Source organism: Agrobacterium pusense, assembly GCF_013285525.1.
Lineage (GTDB): Bacteria > Pseudomonadota > Alphaproteobacteria > Rhizobiales > Rhizobiaceae > Agrobacterium > Agrobacterium pusense.
In genome coordinates this window covers 2426291-2447429 of record NZ_CP053856.1, presented here as the reverse complement: position 1 = coordinate 2447429, position 21139 = coordinate 2426291, and the positions used below count along the sequence as shown (strand labels likewise).

Sequence of the window (21139 nt, the reverse complement as noted above, 5' to 3'; positions counted from 1 at the left end):
GCTTTTTCCGTCATCGTTAAAAAGCAGCCAAGAGAATGTCGATACCGCAGATTTTGAACAGTATTGCCGCAAAAAGTCCGGCCTTCGAAGCGGGGCACGTCTGGCTCGCGGGCGCAGGGCCGGGCGATGTGCGTTATCTGACGCTCGAAGTGGCGCTGGCACTCTCCCAGGCCGAGATCATCGTGCGTGATGCGCTGGTGAGTGACGATGTCGTGGCGCTCGGTCCCCAGGCGGAGATCGTCTTTGCCGGCAAGCGCGGTGGCAAGCCCTCTGCGACGCAGGACGATATTACCGCCTCGCTGATCGATTTCGCCCGGCAGGGAAAAAAGGTGCTGCGGCTGAAGGGCGGCGATCCCTTTATTTTTGGCCGTGGCGGCGAAGAAGCGGAGGCGCTGGTCCGTGCCGGCGTTCCGTTTCGCATATTGCCGGGCATGACATCTTCGCTGGCGGCGCTGGCTTCTGCGCGTATTCCAGCCACGATGCGTGGGATCAGTCGCGCCGTGACGCTCGCCACCGGTCATGCGGCTGGCACGGAGGAGGACCTGGACTGGCTGGCGCTGGCAAAAACACAGGAGCCTATCGTCGTTTATATGGGTCTGAAGAATATCGGCGCAATTGCAAAGCTTCTGATGCAGGGCGGACGTTCGGCGACGACGCCGGTCGCTGTCATCATGTCGGCGACAACTGAACAAGAGCGCATCTTTATTAGCAAGCTGGAAAGTATAGCTGGCGATGCAATGCGGGAAAATTTCGAAGCGCCGGCCTTGATCGTCATCGGAGAGATTGTGTCGATGCGCGAGCGGCTGGGAGTTTCGCAGGCATGACGGCGCGGGCGATCATCATCGGCGCGCCGCGCTCGGGATCCGGCAAAACCAGCGTGACCATCGGCCTGCTGCGGGCTTTTGCCCGACGCGGCATCAAGGTACGCGGCATCAAGACGGGACCCGATTACATAGACCCGGGTTTCCATGCCTTCGCCACCGGCTCATCAGGTCTTAATCTGGATAGCTGGGCAATGAGGCCAGAGCTGCTGCGGCACCTGTTTTCACAGCACACGCAGGACGCCGATCTCATTCTGATCGAGAGCGCGATGGGCCTGTTCGACGGCATTTCGGTGGCGGAAAACCGTACCGGTTCGGCTGCGGATCTGGCACGGCTATTCGGCATTCCCGTGCTGCTGGTACTCGATGTGTCCGGTCAGTCGCAGACCGCCGCCGCCGTTGCTCACGGTTTTGCCCATTACGATCCCGCCGTAACCATGGCGGCGGTGGTGCTGAACCGGGCCGGCAGCGAAAGGCACAGGCTCCTGTGTACGGAAGCCATCGAAAAAATCGGATTGCCGGTTGCCGGATGCGTGCTGCGCGATCCCTCCCTCATCCTGCCGGAACGTCACCTGGGTCTCGTGCAGGCGAGCGAACATCCGGAAATCGATGCACATATCGAAAGGCTCGCGGACGCAATGGAAAAATCCATCGATCTTGATGCCGTGTTGTCACTTGCCGCACCGGTTGAGCTGTCTCCGGGTTTGAAAACAGCAGCCATCGCGCCGCCCGGCCAGCGCATTGCGCTGGCGGAAGATGCAGCTTTCACCTTCCTTTACCCGCATCTCAAGAAGCACTGGCATGCATCCGGCGCCGAAATCGTGCCTTTTTCTCCGCTCGCCGATGAGGCTCCGGACGGGAGCTGTGATATCTGCTGGCTGCCCGGCGGGTATCCCGAGCTTTTTGCCGGAAAACTCGCGAATGCCGCTGTTTTCAAGGCCGGCATTACCCGCTTTGCCGCGACAAAGCCCGTGCATGGCGAGTGCGGTGGTTACATGGTGATGGGGGCGGCGCTGGAGGATGCCGATGGGGTGACCCATGCCATGACAGGGCTGTTGTCGCATGCCACCAGCTTTGCCACGCGCAAGATGAATCTCGGCTACCGGCAGGCAACAATTGCGGTGAATGGTCCGCTCGGATCGGCAGGGGAAGTTCTGCGCGGCCATGAATTCCATTATGCGCGGGTCATCGACCCCGGCCAAGACGCGCCTTTTGCTGAGATAGCCGACGGGCAGGGTCGCCCGCTCGGGCCATCGGGCGGCAGGCGAGGCCTCGTTTCGGGCACGTTTTTCCACGCCATTGCCCGGGGCGTTTGATCCCGGTGCGGCAAAGTGGAGCAAGCTGTGAAAGTTTGTAGGCTCCGACCGTTAGAAAGTGTTATAGGGTCCTCTCAGAGGGCATGGAAAGACGGAAATACTTCCGGCTCCATGTTCCGTGAAGTCCGGGCCGGAAGCCGTTCTGTCTGCCGCGGCCCGGATCTGCTATCGCGCATTTATCTCGAGCGTGCCTACCGATGATGAAACCCGGATTTTTTCTCTCCGCCGCTCTGGCTGCATCCGTTCTGCTCGCTCCTTTCGGTGTCGGGTTCGATGGTGTGGCTGCTCATGGCGGCGAAGATTATGCGACGCTGGAAAAGCTCGGTGCGGCGCTCTTTGACGATCCCAATCTTTCCATGAACCGAACGATGGCCTGTTCCACCTGCCATATGCAGGCGGCCGGTTTTTCCGATGGACGGGAAAACGACAAGGTTGGGCGCGATGTTTCGCTCGGCGATGACGGTTTCTCACTGGGCGACCGCAACGCGCCGACCGCGGCCTACGCCCGGTTCTCACCGCCTTTCGGCAGGAATGCGGCGGGAGAGTATGTGGGTGGCCAGTTCTGGGACGGCCGCGCCTCGCTGCTGGAGGATCAGGCAGGTGGACCGCCGCTCAACCCCGTCGAAATGGGTATGCCGAACAAGCCCTCGGTCGTGAAGCGACTCAAGGAGAATCCGGATTATGTCGCGGCGTTCGGCACGCAGTTTGGCAAGGATGTTTTTGAGAACGACGACACCGCCTATGCCGCAATGACGAAGGCGCTGGCGAGCTTTGAGCGATCGGACGAGTTCTCGACCTTCGATTCCAGATATGACCGCTTCCTGCGTGGCGAGGAAAAGCTGACTGATCAGGAAGAGCTGGGGCGGGTTCTTATCTCCTCGACGCAATTCACCAATTGCAATACCTGCCACGAAATCCGGGGCGCCAAGGGTCTGGAAGACGGCCTCTTCACCAACCACAAATATTTCAACATCGGTGTGCCCGCCAATACTCCTGTCCGGGCCGTAAATGGCTCGAAGCCGGGCGCAGTCGATCTCGGTCTTGCGCAGAATCCGATCGTCGCCGGTGATCCGGCTGAGCGCGGCAAATTCAAGGTGCCGACGCTGCGCAACGTCGCCGTGACCGGCCCTTACATGCACAATGGCGTGTTCAAGGATCTGCGCACGGTCGTGCTGTTTTACGTGAAATATAAGAGCAAGAAGCCGAGCCGTCAGATCAATCCTGAAACCGGCAGAGCCTGGGACGCGCCTGAGGTGCCTGAGAATATCGCCATGGCGGAACTGACATCAGCGCCGGCGCTGGACGACAAGCGGGTCGACGCCATTGTCGCGTTTCTGATGACACTGACCGACAGGCGCTACGAGCATCTTCTTACGAAGGAAAACGGGCAGACGGCTATGCCGCCTGCCCAGCCTGTATCAAGCCTTACGCCGAAAGCGCCTTGAATTCGGCAAGAACCGCATCACCCATTTCGGACGTGCCGACCTGGCGGCTGCCTTCTGCCATGATGTCGGCGGTGCGGATGCCCTGGTCGAGCACGTTTGCAATTGCTGTCTCGAGTTTCGTTGCCTCATCCACCATGTTGAACGAGTAGCGAAGGCACATGGCGAAGGACGCGATCATGGCGATGGGGTTAGCGATGCCCTTGCCGGCAATGTCAGGCGCCGAGCCGTGGACCGGCTCGTACATCGCCTTGCGTTTGCCGGTCTTGGCGTCCGGTGCGCCAAGCGAGGCAGAAGGCAGCATGCCAAGCGAGCCAGTGAGCATGGCGGCGACGTCGGAAAGCATGTCGCCGAAGAGATTGTCGGTGACGATAACGTCGAACTGCTTGGGTTTGCGCACCAGCTGCATGCCGCCGGCATCCGCCAGCATATGCTCCAGCTGAACATCCCTGTACTTTGCGGCATGGGTTTCGGTGACCACCTGGTTCCACAGCACGCCCGACTTCATCACGTTGCGCTTTTCCATCGAGCAGACGCGGTTGTCGCGGGTGCGGGCCAGCTCGAAAGCGACACTGGCGATACGCTCGATCTCGAAGGTGTCATAGATCTGGGTGTCGATACCGCGCTTCTGGCCGTTGCCGAGGTCGATGATCTGCTTTGGTTCACCGAAATAAACGCCGCCGGTCAGCTCGCGAACGATGAGGATATCGAGACCTTCGACAAGTTCCGGCTTCAGCGAGGAAGCGGCGGCGAGTGCCGGGTAGCAGATGGCGGGGCGCAGATTGGCGAAAAGTTCAAGATCCTTGCGCAGGCGAAGAAGGCCGGCTTCCGGGCGATGCTCATAGGGAACGCCATCCCATTTCGGGCCGCCTACGGCGCCGAACAGGATAGCATCGGCAGCGAGCGCCTTTTCCATGTCCGCATCGGAAATCGCAACGCCATGGGCGTCATAGGCGGAACCCCCGACCAAGCCTTCGGAGACTGTGAAACCGGCACCTTCAGCGCTGTTCATATAGTCGATCAGCTTGCGGACTTCGGCCATGGCCTCAGGGCCGATACCATCACCGGGCAGAAGGAAAAGCGAACGAACTGTCATAGGAACCCTCCTTGGGCGGCGCGCCGGAAAACATCCAGAAGGGATGATGGCGAGCGCGGCGTCAAACTCATTCCGTCCTGCATCTGCAAGGTCTTATTGCAACCGGACGGGATCGGGGGCTTCTTATCTCTGCCTCAGGGGCTTTTCAAGCAAAGCAAAAGCCGATCCGGTACGGTTTTGTACGGGATCGGCTTTTTAGTCTTTTACCGTGACGCATTTCCTGACAGGCCCCGCTTGTGCGAATGCCCGGCGTAGAAAGTGGGATCAGGCCCAGGGCCGCGCGGAGGCGTTGGTCTTTTCGAAGGTATCGATTGCGCCGCGATGTTCCAGCGTCAGGCCAATATCGTCGAGGCCATTCAGCATGCAGTGACGCTTGAACTCATCGATTTCAAAACTGATCGTACCGCCGTCGGGACCGCTGATCTCCTGACGTTCAAGATCGATGGAAAGAACGGCGTTTGATCCGCGCGATGCGTCGTCCAGCAGCTTTTCCAGGTTCTCCGGGCTGACGACAACCGGAAGAATGCCGTTCTTGAAACAGTTATTGTAAAAAATATCCGCAAAGCTGGTGGAGATCACGCAGCGGATGCCAAAATCGAGCAGCGCCCAGGGTGCGTGTTCGCGCGATGAGCCGCAGCCGAAATTATCGCCAGCGACGAGGATCTGGGCGTTCTGGTAGGCGGGCTTGTTCAACACGAAATCGGGATTGGGCGAACCGTCTTCGAGATACCGGGATTCAGCAAAAAGGCCCTTGCCGAGACCGGTGCGCTTGATGGTCTTCAGATAATCTTTCGGAATGATCATATCCGTGTCGATATTGACGACCGGCATGGGCGCGGCAACGCCTGTCAGCTTGGTGAATTTTTCCATCTGTCGCTTCCCGTGTTTCCCTGAACAAAATCTGGCGCTGGCTAAAGCCGGCCGGAGTTAACTGGGGAAATACTGCAAAAAGGGTCGCTTTAGAAGCGCAAACCCGCATTCATCGGTACGCCTTGCGCGCACCGCCGGTGCTTTTTCCGAATTCATCGACCTCAGAGATCGATAATCGTACCCTTGCCGTCGTTCCAGACGCGCATGTCGCGCTGGCTGCGGGGCTTCACAGGGATCGGAGCCGGCTTCAGACGCGCGGACAGGAGGCGGGCTGCGCTAAGAACCGCGAGCACGCCAATGAAAGCGACCGTAAGCGACGCCGTGAAAAGAGCGGCCATGGCCAGAATTGCAATGCCGGATGCGGCGATGAAAAACGAACGTATGCCTTGCATGATCCAAACCTTTCTTTCCAGACGAATGTGGGCCTTCTTCTTCCAGCTTGCAAGAGGATTCAGTGGATTGTCGGCTTGCAGATGTCACAAAAGCTTGACACAAGTGCGGCATGGTCAGTTTTTCCGAAAATATTCCTGTCCGACCGCGCCGTTCGCTGCTGTCTGTCCCCGCGATCAACGTCCGGGCACTGGAAAAAATTCGAGATCTCGATTGTGACGGGGTGATCCTCGATCTGGAAGATTCGGTAGCGCCCGACATGAAGGGCAAGGCGCGGGAGAATCTGAAAACCTTGTTTTCGCAAGCCCCTTTTTTCGGCGGCGAGACCATTATTCGCATCAATCCCCTCTCCACATCTGAGGGGAGGGCGGATCTGCAGCTTGTTCTTTCCTGTCGGCCGAACGCAGTCCTGCTGCCGAAGGTGGAACAGCCGGCGAATATCAATGACGTGGCTGATCTTCTGGCCGAAGCAGATGCGCCCGAAGCCCTGAAAATCTGGGCGATGATCGAGACGCCGCTCGGTGTCCTGAACGCCGCCTCGATTGCAGACGCGGCCCACACGCCGGATGCACGGCTGGCGGCTTTTGTCATCGGGCTGAACGACCTCCGCAAGGAAACGCGCGTTCCAGCGCTGACAGACCGCATGTATCTCGTACCCTGGATGATGCAGGTTGTGCTCGCCGCCCGTGCGTACCGTCTGGAAGTCATCGACAGCGTTTCAAACGACTTTCGTGACATCGAGGCCTTCGAAGCTGAATGCGAACAGGGGCGCGCCATGGGGTTCGATGGCAAGATGTTGATCCATCCTGCTCAGATCGAGCCGGCTAACCGGCGTTTCGCCCCGGACGAGACTGCGGTCGCGGAAGCGCGTGAGATCATTGCGGCTTTCGCAAAACCGGAATATGCGAAATTGAATGTCATCAACATGAATGGTCGGATGATAGAACGGCTGCATGTAAACCAGGCCGAAAGGCTGGTCGCCATGGCCGATATCATCGCGCAAAGAAAGGTAAAAACGACGTGAAGGTCTATCGTTTCATCACCGGACCGGACGACGCGAAATTCTGTCACCGGGTTACCGAGGCGCTGAACAAAGGCTGGGAACTCGCGGGTTCGCCAAGCTATGCCTTTAATGCGGCAAGTGGCGTCATGCATTGCGGCCAGGCCGTGACCAAGGTGGTCGAGGGCAAGGAATACCATCCCGACATGAAGCTCGGCGAGCAGTAAGCAGTCATGGCCGCCCCGATCAGCGATCGGCGGCGGCCTCGTCGGCGCTTTCTTCAATCCGCTCCATGTCGTCATCAGACAGGCCGAAATGATGGCCAATCTCGTGGATGAGGACATGAGTGATGATATCACCCAGTGTTTCCTCGTTCTCGGCCCAGTAGTCTAAAATGGGACGTCGATAAAGCGTGATACGGTTTACCATCTCGCCCGTTTCCATGGTGAAACGTTCGGAGATGCCCCGGCCCTCGAAAAGCCCCAGGAGATCGAAAGGGGTTTCGAGCGCCATGTCTTCGAAGACATCGTCGGTCGGGAAATCGGCGATCTCGATGATGAGATCTTTCGTCAGTGCGCGAAATTCTTCCGGCAGGTGGCCATAGGCCTCGATCGCAAGCGATTCGAAGGCGGAAAGTGTCGGCGCATGGCGGTCCCGCCAATCGTCGGTCTGGTCTATGCGGGCCATTTCTGCTCCTTGTTGGAAGGCCCATATAAACACTTGCTGGGCAAATTTCGAGACCTGACTGCCGCGCCTGCCGAAAAAGCATGAAATTCTTGGCGTTACAGTTACTTTTCAAGCCGTCTTCATCTTGACATAAACCGGCGTCTCGCGTAATCGGCACCCAAATTGATGGCGTAGTGCGCCTTCTTTTAAATACCGCCCTCAAAAAGGCGGCTTCACCGGCAGACATTCAAAGGGACATCCTGTCCCGACGGGTTTCTACCAAATTCCGACTGATAAAAAGACGGCCAGCTTGCTTAAGGCGGGCAGAGCCGGAACGAACATGAAAGGATAAAAAATGTTCGCAGTCATCAAGACCGGCGGTAAGCAGTACCGCGTAGCGGCCGACGCCGTGCTGACCATCGAAAAGCTGGAAGCAGAGGCAGGCGCAACTGTAGAATTCACCGAAGTTCTCGTTGTTGGCGAAGGTGCCGACGCCAAGTTCGGTGCTCCCTTCGTCAAGGGTGCCATCGTCAAGGCGGAAGTTGTCGAGCACAACCGCGGCAAGAAGGTCATCGCCTTCAAGAAGCGTCGTCGTCAGAACTCCAAGCGTTCGCGCGGCCATCGTCAGCATCACACTGTCGTCCGCATCACGGACATCGTTGCTGCCTGATCGGCGCGACACGGGAAACAAGGTTTAAAGGAGAACTCCAATGGCACACAAAAAAGCTGGCGGTTCCTCGCGTAACGGTCGCGATTCCGAATCCAAGCGCCTTGGCGTAAAGAAGTTCGGCGGCGAAGCTGTCATTCCAGGCAACATTATTCTGCGTCAGCGCGGCACGCAGTGGCATCCCGGCGCCAATGTTGGCATGGGCAAGGACCACACGATTTTCGCACTGACCGCAGGTAACGTGAACTTCCGTACGAAGGCCAATGGCCGCGTATTCGTATCCGTGGCACCGAAAGCGGAAGCCGCAGAATAAGCCGGTAAGCGTCATATGCAGCCGGTGTCCCATCGACCCGGCTGAGGCGTATCAGGTTCAGTCAAGAAAACAGGGGAGATGGGGCACCACCCAACTCCCCTTTTTCTTTAACCCCAAGGAGGGACTGAACCATGCAAGCTGAATTGTTGAGGGTTGACCAATCACGGTCACCCGAGGAACGGCCGAGGCCCGATCGGTCGAGGAGCGATTGCCCCGTTTTACTGTCGCAGAGGCTGGTTTTGCGCAAGCCTCACGAAGAAGACATCGACGCCCTTGCCCATCTTGCCAACAATGCCAATATCGCGACCATGGTATCGCGTATGCCGCACCCCTACACGGCCAAAGACGCCGCGGATTTTGTGCGACGCTCCAAAGCTGGCGAGATTGGCAAGTGCGTCTATGCGATTACCCGCATGGACAATGGCGAGTTTCTGGGCTGCTGCGCGCTCGAACCCCAGGAAGACGAAAAGACGCTGGAGATCGGTTACTGGCTGGGGGAACCCTACTGGAACCGGGGATACATGACCGAAGCGGCGCATGCGCTGATCGACATGGCCTTTCGTACGCGTGAGATCGACCAGATCGATGCCCGTTGCCGGGTCACCAACATCCCGTCGCGCCGTGTCATCCAGAAGTGCGGTTTCCAGTTTCAGGGATCCGGCATGGTCGGTTCGCTGGCGCTCGGTGGCATGGTGCCGGTCGAATGGTACAGGCTGGACCGCAAGACCTGGGTTTCTCTGAAGAGCTGGGGGGACATGGGATGAGCACGCTCGAACTGAGCCGCCGCCGGGCGGCCCCTGCGATAGCGCCGCCAGGCCCCTGCCCCGTCATCGAGACATCGCGTCTGGTGCTGCGCCCACAGCGCCTTTCCGATGCCGGCAGCATTGCGGAATCGCTTGGCGATTTTGCGGTAACGAAAATGCTGGCCCGCGTTCCCGCGCCTTACCACAAGCAGGATGCGCTGGAGTGGCTGGTGTTGCGCACCTCCGGCACCCTGCCTGACTGGGATTTCGCCATCACCAGCGGTGACGACACGCTGATTGGCGTCGTCTCGGTGGAATTGCGGCATGGCGAGTGGCATTTGGGCTACTGGCTCAACCGCTTCTACTGGGGCAAGGGTTACATGACCGAGGCGGTGGCCGCCGTCGTCGAGCGGTTCTTTCGCCGCATGCCGGGAGTGACCCTTCACTCCGGCGTGTTTGCGGATAACCCCGCCTCGCTGCGTGTGCAGGAGAAGCTCGGCTTCCGGGTGACCGGTTGTCACCAGATCTACGCCACGGCGCGTGCCGCCATGGTGGCGCATATCGACACGATGGTCACGGCTGAAGATTTCATTAAGCCGCATCGCATTTGAGGAGCATTACAAGGCCGGTTTGATCCAGACCGGCCTTGTCTCGCGCATGAGCTTCCCGCACGATAGTCTTTGACCTTGTGAAGAAGCGCTTGTATTCGAAACGACGATATTTTTGTTTGGCGCAGCACGATTGGTTGTTGTGCCCGCAAACCGACAGAACGGCAGTCCGATGAAATTTCTCGATGAAGCAAAAGTCTATATCAAGTCCGGTGATGGCGGCGCGGGTGCCGTGTCGTTCCGGCGTGAAAAATTCATCGAATTCGGCGGCCCCGATGGTGGCGATGGCGGACGCGGCGGCGACGTCTGGGTTGAGGTGGTCAACGGTCTCAACACGCTGATCGACTTCCGTTTCCAGCAGCATTTCAAGGCCTCGATCGGCCAGCACGGCATGGGCAAGACCCGCACCGGCGCCAAGGGTTCCGACGTGGTGCTGCGGGTGCCTGTTGGCACGCAGATTTTTGAAGAAGACAACGAGACGCTGATCGTCGACCTCACCAAGGAGGGCCAGCGCTTTCGCCTGGCCGCGGGCGGCAATGGCGGTTTCGGCAATGCCTATTTCAAGTCATCCACCAATCAGGCGCCCACTCATGCCAATCCGGGTCTTCCGGGTGAAGAAAAGACGGTCTGGCTTCGTTTGAAGCTGATTGCCGACGCTGGTCTCGTTGGCCTGCCTAATGCGGGCAAGTCTACATTCCTTGCAACCGTGACGCGCGCGCGGCCAAAGATTGCCAACTATCCGTTCACGACGCTGCATCCGAACCTTGGTGTCGCGACCATCGATGGCCGTGAATTCGTGCTGGCGGATATTCCCGGGTTGATTGAAGGCGCGCATGAGGGGGTCGGCATCGGTGACCGTTTCCTCGGCCATGTCGAGCGCACCCGCGTGCTTCTGCATCTCGTTTCCGCGCAGGAAGAGAAGGTCGGCAAGGCCTACAAGACCGTCAAAGCTGAACTCGATGCCTATGGTGGCGGACTGACAGACAAGCCGGAAATCGTCGCGCTGTCACAGATCGACGTGCTGGATGAAAAGGAACTGAAAAAGAAGGCCAAGGAACTGGAAAAGGCCTGCGGCCGTCCGCCGCTTCTTCTGTCCGCTGCCGCGCATATCGGCATGACGGAAGCCCTTCGCGCCCTTCGCGACATCATCGTGTCGGCAAGCAATGGCGGCGAAACCGCCCTTCCCGATCGGTCCATGCCGCATGAGAGCGAGGTCGAGGAAGAGGACGACCGCCTATGAGCCTGACACGCAAGCCGCTGGGTAGCCACCACCGGATCGTCATCAAGATCGGATCGGCGCTTCTGGTGGACCGCAAAAGCGGCCTGAAGAAAGACTGGTTGGATGCTATCTGCGAGGACATCGCGGCGCTGAAGAAAAACGGTGCGGATGTTCAGGTGGTGTCTTCGGGCGCTATCGCTCTTGGCCGCACTGTCCTCGGCCTGCCTTCGGGCGCGTTGAAGCTGGAGGAAAGTCAGGCGGCGGCCGCTGTCGGCCAGATTGCGCTGGCGCGGGCATGGTCGGAAAGCCTGTCGCGGCATGACATTGTTGCCGGCCAGATTTTGCTGACGCTGTCCGACACCGAAGAGCGTCGCCGTTATCTCAATGCGCGCGCCACCATCAACCAGCTTCTGAAGATCGGCGCTATTCCGATCATCAATGAAAACGACACGGTTGCGACTACCGAAATTCGTTATGGCGATAATGATCGTCTGGCGGCGCGCGTGGCGACCATGACGGGCGCCGATTTGCTGGTTCTGCTGTCGGATATTGACGGCTTGTACACAGCTCCGCCGCATCTCGATCCAGACGCCAAATTCCTTGACACGATTGCGGACATCACCCCCGAAATCGAAGCCATGGCGGGCGGTGCAGCTTCCGAGCTTTCGCGCGGCGGCATGCGCACCAAGATCGATGCGGGCAAGATTGCCACCGCTGCCGGCTGTGGCATGATCATCGCGTCAGGCAAGACGCTCAACCCGCTCAAGGCAATCGAAAACGGTGCGCGCTCCTCATGGTTCGCGCCATCCGGGACTCCGGTGACGGCACGCAAGACCTGGATTGCCGGGCAGTTGCAGCCCGCTGGCGAAATCCATGTGGATGCCGGCGCGGAAAAGGCCCTTTATGCCGGTAAAAGCCTGCTTCCCGCTGGCGTGCGGCAGGTCAAGGGCAATTTCGGGCGCGGCGATGCCGTTGCGATCATCGGCTCGGAAGGCCGTGAGGTCGCGCGCGGTCTCGCGGGTTACGATGCGGAAGAGGCACGTCTCATCATCGGCCACAAGTCCAATGAGATCGAGGCGATCCTCGGTTATGTCGGACGGGCGGCGATGATCCATCGCGACGACCTCGTCATGACCGGGGCCGCCGTGAAAGTTAAGAGTGCAGAGAAGGATGAGGTCCATGCCTGAACAGGCCGTGAAGCAGAGCCATGATATTGACGCGCTGATGATGACCATCGGCGCTCAGGCGAAAGCTGCTTCACGACCGTTGTCCATCGCTGGCGCGGACCAGAAGAACCGTGCGCTGCTCGCCATGGCCTCCGCCATTGAAGCCTCGAAAGAGGCGATCCTTGCTGCTAACCGCAAAGATCTAGCCGCGGCGGATCAGGCTGGTCTTGCGCCCTCCTTCATCGACAGGCTGACGCTCAATGATGACCGGATTGCCGGTATCGCTGAAGGCATTCGTTCCGTCGCGGCGCTGCCCGATCCGGTCGGCGAAGTCATCGCCGCATGGGACAGGCCCAATGGCCTGAAGATCGAGCGCGTGCGCACGCCGCTTGGCGTCATCGGTGTGATTTACGAAAGCCGCCCGAACGTGACGGCGGATGCCGGCGCGCTATGTCTCAAGGCGGGTAATGCCGTGATCCTGCGCGGCGGCTCGGATTCGCAACATTCATCGCGTGCTATCCATGCCTGCCTCGTGGAAGGTCTGAAGATCGCGGGTCTTCCCGAGCATGCCATTCAACTGGTACCGGTGACCGACCGCGCCGCCGTCGGCGCGCTTCTCAGCGGCCTGAATGGCACGGTTGACGTTATCGTGCCGCGCGGCGGCAAGAGCCTCGTGGCCCGGGTACAGTCGGAGGCCCGCGTACCGGTTTTCGCGCATCTTGAGGGGATCTGCCACATCTATGTCGATAAATCCGCTGATCTCGACATGGCGAAACGCATCGTTGTCAACGCCAAAATGCGCCGTACCGGCATTTGCGGGGCGGCCGAAACGCTGCTGGTGGATGCTGCTGCCGTTTCCACTCATTTGCAGCCGCTCGTCAAGGCTCTTATGGAAGTCGGTTGTGAAGTGCGCGGTTCGCAGGCCGTACGCGAAGTGATGGCGGGTCTCGCGCCGGCAACGGAAGAGGACTGGCGCACCGAATATCTCGATGCAATCATTTCGGTCGCCGTGGTGGATGGCATTTCCGGTGCGATCGAACATATCGGCACCTACTCTTCCAACCATACCGAGGCCGTTATCGCCGAGGATGCCGAGGTGGTGGCGCGATTCTTCAACGAACTTGATTCGGCCATTCTGCTGCACAATGCCTCGACCCAATTTGCCGATGGCGGTGAATTCGGCATGGGCGCTGAAATCGGCATCGCCACCGGCAAGATGCATGCGCGAGGCCCCGTCGGCGTCGAGCAGCTTACCTCGTTCAAATACCGTGTGCATGGCACCGGCCAGACACGGACCTGATATTTGCCGGCCGATAAGCGCCTCGACAGACGTTATCTCACCATGCCGCATGTGGAGCGCGGCATGGTTGTCGGGCTGTTCGGCGGTTCTTTTAATCCGCCGCATGCCGGTCACGCGCTTGTTGCAGAGATTGCGTTGCGCAGGCTCGGTCTCGATCAGCTGTGGTGGATGGTGACGCCAGGCAATCCGTTGAAAAGCCGCTCAGAACTGGCCTCTCTCGAAGATCGCATCGCTGCCTGCGAAAAGCTCGTTCACGATCCTCGCATCAAGGTCACGGCTTTCGAAAAATCGCTAGGCATAAGCTATACCGCTAATACGCTCGCCAAGGTGAAGGCGAAAAATCCGCACGTGCGCTTCATCTGGATTATGGGTGCCGATAATCTCAAGAGTTTCCATCACTGGCAGAAATGGCGCACGATTGCTGAGACTTTCCCGATTGCGGTGATCGACAGGCCGGGTTCGACGCTTTCCTACCTCTCCTCCACCATGGCGCAGGCCTTCAGCCAGGCGCGGATCGATGAGGACGATGCCGGTGTTTTATGGAAAAAACCAGCGCCCGCCTGGGTTTTCATTCATGGACCGCGTTCCACGCTCAGCTCCACTGCGCTACGTAACGGCCGCAAATGACACGGCCGATCACAAATGATGTATGTGGCCGCCGTCTAAGGCTCCATATCTTGAAAAGTTAATGCTTTGATGCCACCTTCATTGTGTGACGCAGAGAATCGCGTCGCGCAGTGCCTGTTTTGTCATTCTTGGAAAGGAAAACCTCTGACAACAGTACACGCCAAGGGAAGAGCATTCGTTGCTATCCCGAAGGGCCAGGACAGTGGCGCCGATGCCGCCGGCCATGCCCTCGACACCGTCCTCGCGAGCCTCGGGGACTCCAAGGCTGAAGATATCGTCTCTCTCAACATTGCCGGAAAATCGGCGCTTGCGGACTACATGGTTGTGGTTTCCGGGCGGTCGAACAGGCATGTCTCGGCGATTTGCGAGCATCTTCTGAAAGACATGAAGGATGAAGGGTTCGGAAACGCCCGCGTCGAAGGTCTTGAGACCGGCGACTGGGTTCTCATCGATACCGGCGATATCATCGTTCATGTATTCCGACCGGAAATCCGCGCTTTCTACAACATCGAAAAAATGTGGGCGACGCCGGACATGCCGGAAGAGACGCTGCATTGATGCGGTGAGCCTTTGAGCGAAGGCATCGTTTTTGCCGAAGATCGCCTGTGACTTCGGAGCGATGCTTCTGGCCGGAAATCAGTTCGGCCGCATAGGAATCCGCGCGCTATGCTGTTAAGAGCGTGGCCCATTGGGCTACGACACGTGCAGGTTTGCGATGCGGATTTCAATTTTTGCGGTGGGACGGCTGAAATCCGGCCCCGAAAAGGATCTTGCGACCCGTTATATCGAGCGCCTCGCCAAGACTGGCCCGGCGGTCGGGCTGGAATTTTCGCGGGTCATCGAAGTCGCGGAAAGTCGTGCATCAAACGCAGAAACCCGCAAGCGCGAAGAGGCGGCGATGCTGGAAAAGCATCTTTCCGATGGCGCAGTGCTCATCTTACTCGATGAGCGTGGCAAGGCGCTGGACAGCCCGGCCTTCGCGTCCTTTTTCGGTGATCTGCGCGACAGCGGCAAGCGCGAACTTGTTATCGCCATCGGCGGGGCCGATGGTCTCGATCCCGGCCTTTATGACAGGGCGACAGCCGTTCTCAATCTCGGCAAACTGACATGGCCGCATCAGATTGTCCGCATCCTGATTGCCGAGCAGCTTTACCGCGCCGTTACCATCCTATCCGGTCACCCCTATCACCGGGTATGACGCGGGGACGGATGCGGGTGCCGTCGCAATTTCAACATGAAACTCGGCGACACGGCTGACATGGGGATGGTCGTCGGCCGCCTTAAAGGCCTCTTGGAAGATCGCGGTAAAATCCCTAATATCGGCGCTCCCTGCTTCGGCATCAAAGAAAGTTCAGATGGACAAGAAGTCTCCAGGAAAACGGCACGCGGCCCTTGCGGGCGCGGTTCTCGCTGCTTTCGTTGTGGGGATCGGTCCGACCTATTCGCGCGATGATGCAGGCGCCGTTCCCACCGAGAATGGCGATTTATCTCCAGATGAGTTGCAGTCGCTGGAGAAGCGTCGTGACCAGAACCGTCAGGATCTGGAGGAGCTGGTCGACAGTATCGGACTTTCCGAGGACAAAACAAGGAAGCTCGAGGAGAGCATTGCATCCCTCAATCAGGACAGCGCCCGTATCCGGGAAGAGTTGATTGCGTCGGCTGCGAGACGCAAGGCGCTGGAAACCAAGATCAGCGATGGTGAGGATCGCCTGGCCAAGCTTTCGGTGCGCGAGGACGGCGTCAAGGCGTCTCTACGGGAGAGGCGCGGTGTACTGGCTGAGGTTCTGGCCGCGTTGCAGCGCATGGGCAGAAATCCGCCGCCCGCCCTGCTCGTTTCGCCGGAGGATGCACTTGCTTCCGTTCGCAGCGCCATTCTTCTTGGCGCCGTTGTGCCCGGCATTCGCGGTGAAACGGACAAGCTGGTCGCCGCTCTCAAAGAATTGACCGATCTCAGACAGGCAATCGCTCGCGAAAAGGACGATCTTACGGGTATGATGACGGCAAGTCTTGAAGAGGAAAAACGCCTCGACCTGCTGATTGCCGAAAACGACCGCAAGAATTCCCAGACGGCGGCGGAACTGGAGGCGGAGCGCAAGCGGTCCGAAGAACTTGCGAGCAAGGCGACGAGCCTCGAAGGGCTGGTCAGTTCGCTTGAAGGCGAAATTACCTCGGTACGGGAGGCGATGGAAAAGGCGCGTGCGGAAGAGCAGCGTCTGGCCCGTCTTTCGGAGGCGGAACGCGAAAAGCAGCGCGCCGCGGCCGAGGCTGGAATGCCCGATAAAAACCGTATTGCGCCCGCATATCCCTTCGCGAGTTTGAAGGGAAAGCTGGAGTTTCCGGTGGCGGGCGAAGTGCTGCGGCGCTTCGGCGATGCGGATGGTACGGGCCATTTTTCCAAGGGAGTTGTCGTCGCGAGCGGGCCGGAGGCCATCGTGACGGCGCCTGCGGACGGTTTCGTGGTATTTGCCGGCGATTTTCGCAGCTACGGTCGCATGGTCATCCTCAATACCGGCGATGGGTATCACGTGGTCATGACGGGCATGGATAATGTAAGAACCCGGCAGGGCATGTTCGTGTTCTCCGGAGAGCCGATCGCCTCCATGGGGGCAAAAAGAGTAGCGAGTGCAGCAGCATTGGCGCTGGAAACCGACAGGCCAACGCTCTACATTGAGTTCAGGAAAGATGGTGTACCGGTTGATTCCCAACCGTGGTGGACCGCAAAAAATACCGGAAGGGCGCACAATGATTCGTAAGGTTTCGCTTCTCCTTATCGGTGGGCTTATGGGCGCCACGGCGATGAGCGTGATTTATTCGGCGAGCATGCCGGCACAGGCGGCCGGGCCTTCGACCTATAAGGAGCTGTCGATCTTTGGCGACGTGTTCGAACGCGTGCGTGCGCAATATGTGACGCCGCCGGATGACGAGAAGCTGGTGGAAAATGCCATTAACGGCATGCTCAGCTCGCTCGACCCGCATTCAAGCTTCATGAATGCGAAGGACGCCAACGACATGCGCACCCAGACCAAGGGTGAGTTCGGCGGCCTCGGCATTGAAGTGACGATGGAAAACGAACTGGTCAAAGTCATCTCTCCGATGGATGATACGCCAGCATCCCGCGCGGGCATTCTTGCCGGCGACTTCATCTCCGAAATCGATGGTACGCCGGTTCGCGGACTGAAGCTGGAGCAGGCGGTCGAAAAGATGCGCGGCGCAGTCAAGACGCCCATCAAGCTGACCGTCATCCGCCAGGGCGCCGACAAGCCGCTTGAAATTACCGTTGTGCGCGACGTGATTGCCGTTCGCGCGGTCAAGTCGCGTGTCGAGGGCGATAATGTCGGTTATTTGCGCGTCATCTCCTTTACCGAGAAGACCTACGACGATCTCGAAAAGGCGATCAAGAAGATCAAGGCGGATGTTCCTGCCGACAAGCTGAAGGGTTACGTGCTCGACCTGCGCCTCAACCCGGGCGGTCTGCTCGATCAGGCGATCAATGTCTCCGACGCCTTCCTTGAGCGTGGTGAGGTCGTTTCAACCCGTGGCCGTAACCCCGACGAGACCCGCCGCTTCAACGCAACGGCCGGCGATCTGACCGACGGCAAGCCGGTGATCGTGCTCGTCAACGGCGGTTCGGCTTCGGCGTCTGAGATCGTTGCCGGCGCTCTGCAGGATTTGCGTCGCGCGACCGTTGTCGGCACGCGCTCCTTCGGCAAGGGTTCGGTTCAGACGATCATTCCGCTCGGCGAGGCCGGTGCGCTGCGTCTGACCACCGCGCTCTATTACACGCCGTCTGGCAAATCGATCCAGGGAACAGGTATCGAGCCCGATATCAAGGTAGAGCAGCCTTTGCCGCCGGAATTGCAGGGTCGCGTTACGGCAGAAGGCGAATCCAGTCTCTCCGGGCACATCAAGGGTCAGAGCGAAACGGACGAAGGTTCGGGTTCTTCGGCCTATGTTCCGCCGGAGGCCAAGGACGACATCCAGCTTAACTATGCGCTTGACCTGTTGCGTGGCGTCAAGACGGATCCGTCTTTCCCGCCCAACCCGGAAAAGGCTGTGGTCAACAAGCAATAAGAGCGTTGTGCCGGCTTCCGGCACTCCATCTCGATTGACAAACCCTCTGGACGGATCGTTCATTGCCTTCGGACCTGCGAAAACCGCTTCTGGGTCGTCAGAAAAAAAGCGCCGGTATCAACCGGCGCTTTTCCGTCATTATGGTTCTGGCGGCGCTTGCGGTTCTTTCCATCGGCGGACTGTCCGTCTACACGGCGCTCTCGCCCGGCAATCTGCAGAGGACGGCGGCCGGGCCGGACCTTGAACTGCAGCCTGCGCAAAACAAAGCTGAACCATCCGTACCGGCCGAGGAGGCCGAAACGGCTGGTCTGCAACCGGAAAGTGGCCGATCTGGCGCGAACATCAATCGTGCGACCATGCCCGATGGTAACGTTGTCTCAGTCTATTCTCCTCGGCCCCGTGATAATGACGGGCCTGTGTTGATGAGCGGCCAGACCTATGGCCAGGACCCGCGGATGGCCACGCGGCCCAACGAGGAATTGCTTGAGGATACGGCCTTTGGCAGGTTGCCAGTGGTGGGTGCCGACGGATTGCGACCGATGGAGCAATATGCGCGGCCCTGGTCGGGAGCGCGGGGCACGCGGGTGGCGATCGTGGTCGGTGGTCTCGGCCTCAGCCAGACAGGCTCGCAAAAGGCGATACGGGAACTGCCGCCGGAGGTGACGCTTGGCTTTGCCGCCAGCGGCAACAGCCTGCAACGCTGGATGCAGGAAGCACGCCGTGAGGGGCACGAAATTCTTCTCCAGATACCGCTGGAGCCCTTTGGTTATCCCGGCACCAATCCCGGCCCGGATACATTGATTGCCGCCGATCCCGCCAAGGTAAACCTCGACCGGCTGCATCGATCCATGGCCAAAATCACCAATTATACCGGCATCATGAATTATCTCGGCGGGCGCTTTCTCGCCGAGCAGGCGGCGCTGGAGCCGGTGATGCGTGATATCGGCAAACGTGGTCTGCTATTTCTGGACGATGGTTCGTCAGCGCAGTCCCTGAGTGGCGGGATTGCAAAGGCCATCTCTGCCCCTCAGGGTTTTGCCGATATTCTGCTCGACGGCGAAGTGACCGAAGCTTCCATCTTGCGGAAGTTGGACGAATTGGAGCGGGTCGCGCGCCGCAATGGTCAGGCGATCGGGGTGGCTTCTGCTTTTGATGAAAGCATTGCGGCGATCTCGCGGTGGTCCCGGGAAGCGGCGGGCCGCGGTATCGAGATCGTCGGCGTTTCCGCCCTTGTTTCGGAGCCGGCGGGGCAGTAAACCTTGCCTGCGGCCATTTCCGCGCCCTTGTGGCGCTCAGACAATGCGGGAAACCCATGACAATCAAAGCAGAAGATTTGCCCTATCGTCCCTGTGCGGGGATGATGGTTCTGAACGCCGAAGGCCTGGTGTGGGCCGGCCGGCGCATCAAGGAAGGCAATTCCGAATATGATGGCTCGCCGCATTTGTGGCAGATGCCACAGGGGGGCATTGATGAGGGCGAGCGGCCTCTGGCCGCGGCCATTCGCGAGCTTCACGAAGAGACGGGAATGAAAACGGTGCGGCTGCTGGCGGAAGCGAGCGACTGGATCCACTACGATCTTCCGCCGGAACTGATCGGCATCGGATTGAGGGGTAAATATCGCGGCCAGGCACAGCGCTGGTTCGCATTCCGGTTCGAAGGCGACGAAAGCGAAATCCAGATCGATCCGCCACCGACGGGGCACGTAGCCGAATTCGATGCCTGGGACTGGAAGCCGATGGAGAGCCTGCCTGAACTCATCGTTCCGTTCAAGCGCGGCGTCTACGAGAAAGTGGTTGCCGAATTCCGGCACCTTTCCGATAAATAAAAAAGGCGGCCGGCGGCCGCCTTTTCCGTATTTCAGTGGTCTTCCGCTTCGTTGGCGGAATCCGCATTGAGCTGGCCGTATTTTTCTTCGCCGATCTTGCCGAGCAGTTCGAGTTGGGTCTCGAGGAAGTCGATATGACCCTCCTCGTCGATCAGCAGCGTTTCGAACAGCTTCATCGAAACGTAGTCGCCGGCCTCATGACAGATATCGCGGGATTTCTTATAAGACGCCCGTGCATCATATTCACCAGCAAGGTCGGCTTCGAGCACTTCCTTGACATTCTGTCCGATACGCAGGGGAGCAACGGTCTGGAGGTTGGGATGGCCCTCCAGGAAGATGATCCGGTCGATAAGCTTGTCTGCGTGCTGCATCTCTTCGATGGATTCCGCACGCTCCTTCTTGGCAAGCTTGGTGTAACCCCAGTCATTCAGAAGCCGGTAATGAAGCCAATACTGGTTTACTGCACCGAGTTCGAGAAAAAGGGCTTCGTTAAGCCGCTCGATGACTCTTTTGTCGCCTTTCAATGTCCGCTCTCCTGTTCTCTTCGTGGAATCGCTTCAGGCGGGACATAAAATCAAAAACATCGGCCTCAGTCGAGTGCCGACGGGCGTGATATTCTTCCGTGGTTTTGATAATCAGGTCGACAACGGTCGGAAAACAGCCACAGCAGCGACCGCGCTTTTCCATGGCATGATACACTTTTGCGGGAACGATAAGCTGCCAACAGTCCTCATCGAGGAGCTCGTTGATAACGTCCTTGATCTCATGATCGGTGATGTAATTGCAGCTGCAAACCAGCATGATGGACTGCCTGTATGACGCAACACGTTGTTTTCATTCTTAAACCAAAACAGGACAGCGAATGTCAAGAAAAACCTCTTTTCAAATTCATAACGATTTCTAGACTCGTTCTAAACTATACGAAAAATGTCGTATTTTCATTGGTTTAGCTGCTTCTTTTTTACGTCCTGTTTTGCTCAAGTTTTCGTGCGCGCCAAA

Annotated in this window: 25 protein-coding genes; 19 read left to right on the top strand and 6 right to left on the bottom strand. The window is 58.8% G+C overall.

Annotated elements, in window-relative coordinates; genetic code table 11:
• The first annotated feature begins 35 nt into the window (after nucleotides 1-35).
• From cobA to HQN82_RS11875, 3 genes are all read left to right on the top strand, one after another.
• A complete protein-coding gene (cobA, locus tag HQN82_RS11885) occupies nucleotides 36-824 on the top strand; it encodes a uroporphyrinogen-III C-methyltransferase (RefSeq protein WP_112765668.1) in 789 nt (262 codons plus the stop codon).
• Nucleotides 821-2137, top strand: coding sequence for a cobyrinic acid a,c-diamide synthase CobB (locus tag HQN82_RS11880; RefSeq protein ID WP_173614910.1), 1317 nt, complete (start codon nucleotides 821-823; stop codon nucleotides 2135-2137). The genes cobA and HQN82_RS11880 overlap by 4 nt, the downstream gene beginning before the upstream one ends.
• A 197-nt stretch (nucleotides 2138-2334) precedes the next feature.
• On the top strand, nucleotides 2335-3582 hold the full coding sequence (locus tag HQN82_RS11875; RefSeq protein ID WP_112765666.1) for a cytochrome-c peroxidase: 1248 nt from the start codon (nucleotides 2335-2337) through the stop codon (nucleotides 3580-3582).
• Here HQN82_RS11875 and leuB read toward each other — a convergent pair.
• The 3 genes from leuB to HQN82_RS11860 form a co-directional block, all read right to left on the bottom strand.
• Nucleotides 3563-4675: a 3-isopropylmalate dehydrogenase gene (leuB, locus tag HQN82_RS11870; protein WP_035208013.1), complete on the bottom strand. Its 1113-nt coding sequence runs from the start codon at nucleotides 4673-4675 to the stop codon at nucleotides 3563-3565. The two genes, HQN82_RS11875 and leuB, sit on opposite strands and share 20 nt — an antisense overlap.
• A gap of 264 nt (nucleotides 4676-4939) precedes the next feature.
• Nucleotides 4940-5545 (bottom strand): 3-isopropylmalate dehydratase small subunit, encoded by a 606-nt coding sequence (gene leuD / locus HQN82_RS11865; RefSeq protein ID WP_006698323.1) that lies wholly within the window; start codon nucleotides 5543-5545, stop codon nucleotides 4940-4942.
• Nucleotides 5546-5706: 161 nt separating this feature from the next.
• Nucleotides 5707-5937: a hypothetical protein gene (locus HQN82_RS11860; RefSeq protein WP_006698322.1), complete on the bottom strand. Its 231-nt coding sequence runs from the start codon at nucleotides 5935-5937 to the stop codon at nucleotides 5707-5709.
• Nucleotides 5938-6047: 110 nt separating this feature from the next.
• Between HQN82_RS11860 and HQN82_RS11855 the strand changes: the two genes are divergently transcribed.
• Both HQN82_RS11855 and HQN82_RS11850 read left to right on the top strand, forming a co-directional pair.
• Nucleotides 6048-6959 carry an HpcH/HpaI aldolase/citrate lyase family protein gene (locus HQN82_RS11855; RefSeq protein ID WP_173614909.1) on the top strand — a complete coding sequence of 304 codons (912 nt, stop codon included), beginning with the start codon at nucleotides 6048-6050 and terminating at the stop codon, nucleotides 6957-6959.
• Nucleotides 6956-7162 carry a DUF1737 domain-containing protein gene (locus tag HQN82_RS11850; RefSeq protein WP_003505258.1) on the top strand — a complete coding sequence of 69 codons (207 nt, stop codon included), beginning with the start codon at nucleotides 6956-6958 and terminating at the stop codon, nucleotides 7160-7162. The genes HQN82_RS11855 and HQN82_RS11850 overlap by 4 nt, the downstream gene beginning before the upstream one ends.
• A gap of 19 nt (nucleotides 7163-7181) precedes the next feature.
• On the opposite strand, the gene HQN82_RS11845 is transcribed toward HQN82_RS11850, so the two are convergent.
• Nucleotides 7182-7622, bottom strand: coding sequence for a metallopeptidase family protein (locus HQN82_RS11845; protein ID WP_003520258.1), 441 nt, complete (start codon nucleotides 7620-7622; stop codon nucleotides 7182-7184).
• A 334-nt stretch (nucleotides 7623-7956) separates the two neighbouring features.
• On the opposite strand from HQN82_RS11845, the gene rplU reads away from it, so the two are divergent.
• From rplU to HQN82_RS11775, 14 genes are all read left to right on the top strand, one after another.
• Entirely contained in the window at nucleotides 7957-8271 is a 315-nt protein-coding gene (gene rplU, locus HQN82_RS11840) for a 50S ribosomal protein L21 (RefSeq protein WP_003492690.1), read from the top strand.
• A gap of 40 nt (nucleotides 8272-8311) precedes the next feature.
• Nucleotides 8312-8581, top strand: coding sequence for a 50S ribosomal protein L27 (gene rpmA, locus HQN82_RS11835; RefSeq protein WP_004444127.1), 270 nt, complete (start codon nucleotides 8312-8314; stop codon nucleotides 8579-8581).
• A gap of 131 nt (nucleotides 8582-8712) precedes the next feature.
• Nucleotides 8713-9345 carry a GNAT family N-acetyltransferase gene (locus HQN82_RS11830; RefSeq protein ID WP_004444125.1) on the top strand — a complete coding sequence of 211 codons (633 nt, stop codon included), beginning with the start codon at nucleotides 8713-8715 and terminating at the stop codon, nucleotides 9343-9345.
• Nucleotides 9342-9935, top strand: coding sequence for a GNAT family N-acetyltransferase (locus HQN82_RS11825; protein ID WP_004444123.1), 594 nt, complete (start codon nucleotides 9342-9344; stop codon nucleotides 9933-9935). Before HQN82_RS11830 ends, HQN82_RS11825 begins: the two co-directional genes overlap by 4 nt.
• A gap of 169 nt (nucleotides 9936-10104) precedes the next feature.
• Complete coding sequence (gene obgE / locus HQN82_RS11820) at nucleotides 10105-11172, top strand: GTPase ObgE (protein WP_004444121.1); 1068 nt, start codon at nucleotides 10105-10107, stop codon at nucleotides 11170-11172.
• The gene (proB, locus tag HQN82_RS11815; RefSeq protein WP_004444120.1) at nucleotides 11169-12338 is read left to right on the top strand and encodes a glutamate 5-kinase; all 1170 of its coding nucleotides are present in this window, start codon (nucleotides 11169-11171) and stop codon (nucleotides 12336-12338) included. Before obgE ends, proB begins: the two co-directional genes overlap by 4 nt.
• Entirely contained in the window at nucleotides 12331-13617 is a 1287-nt protein-coding gene (locus HQN82_RS11810) for a glutamate-5-semialdehyde dehydrogenase (RefSeq protein ID WP_042936043.1), read from the top strand. Before proB ends, HQN82_RS11810 begins: the two co-directional genes overlap by 8 nt.
• A gap of 42 nt (nucleotides 13618-13659) precedes the next feature.
• The gene (locus tag HQN82_RS11805; protein WP_077987177.1) at nucleotides 13660-14244 is read left to right on the top strand and encodes a nicotinate-nucleotide adenylyltransferase; all 585 of its coding nucleotides are present in this window, start codon (nucleotides 13660-13662) and stop codon (nucleotides 14242-14244) included.
• 69 nt (nucleotides 14245-14313) lie between these two features.
• The gene (gene rsfS / locus HQN82_RS11800) at nucleotides 14314-14802 is read left to right on the top strand and encodes a ribosome silencing factor (protein ID WP_112765664.1); all 489 of its coding nucleotides are present in this window, start codon (nucleotides 14314-14316) and stop codon (nucleotides 14800-14802) included.
• Between the two features lie 157 nt (nucleotides 14803-14959).
• Entirely contained in the window at nucleotides 14960-15442 is a 483-nt protein-coding gene (gene rlmH, locus HQN82_RS11795; protein ID WP_004444109.1) for a 23S rRNA (pseudouridine(1915)-N(3))-methyltransferase RlmH, read from the top strand.
• Between the two features lie 157 nt (nucleotides 15443-15599).
• Nucleotides 15600-16997, top strand: a complete 1398-nt coding sequence (locus tag HQN82_RS11790) for a murein hydrolase activator EnvC family protein (protein ID WP_034500115.1) — start codon at nucleotides 15600-15602, stop codon at nucleotides 16995-16997.
• Entirely contained in the window at nucleotides 16987-18315 is a 1329-nt protein-coding gene (locus HQN82_RS11785) for a S41 family peptidase (RefSeq protein WP_004444102.1), read from the top strand. The genes HQN82_RS11790 and HQN82_RS11785 overlap by 11 nt, the downstream gene beginning before the upstream one ends.
• 62 nt (nucleotides 18316-18377) lie before the next feature.
• A complete protein-coding gene (locus HQN82_RS11780) occupies nucleotides 18378-19571 on the top strand; it encodes a divergent polysaccharide deacetylase family protein (protein WP_112765663.1) in 1194 nt (397 codons plus the stop codon).
• 56 nt (nucleotides 19572-19627) lie between these two features.
• The gene (locus HQN82_RS11775) at nucleotides 19628-20140 is read left to right on the top strand and encodes an RNA pyrophosphohydrolase (protein ID WP_112765662.1); all 513 of its coding nucleotides are present in this window, start codon (nucleotides 19628-19630) and stop codon (nucleotides 20138-20140) included.
• A gap of 32 nt (nucleotides 20141-20172) precedes the next feature.
• On the opposite strand, the gene bfr is transcribed toward HQN82_RS11775, so the two are convergent.
• Entirely contained in the window at nucleotides 20173-20664 is a 492-nt protein-coding gene (gene bfr / locus HQN82_RS11770) for a bacterioferritin (protein WP_004444094.1), read from the bottom strand.
• A complete protein-coding gene (locus HQN82_RS11765) occupies nucleotides 20630-20941 on the bottom strand; it encodes a (2Fe-2S)-binding protein (RefSeq protein ID WP_004444092.1) in 312 nt (103 codons plus the stop codon). Before HQN82_RS11765 ends, bfr begins: the two co-directional genes overlap by 35 nt.
• Nucleotides 20942-21139: the final 198 nt, after the last annotated feature.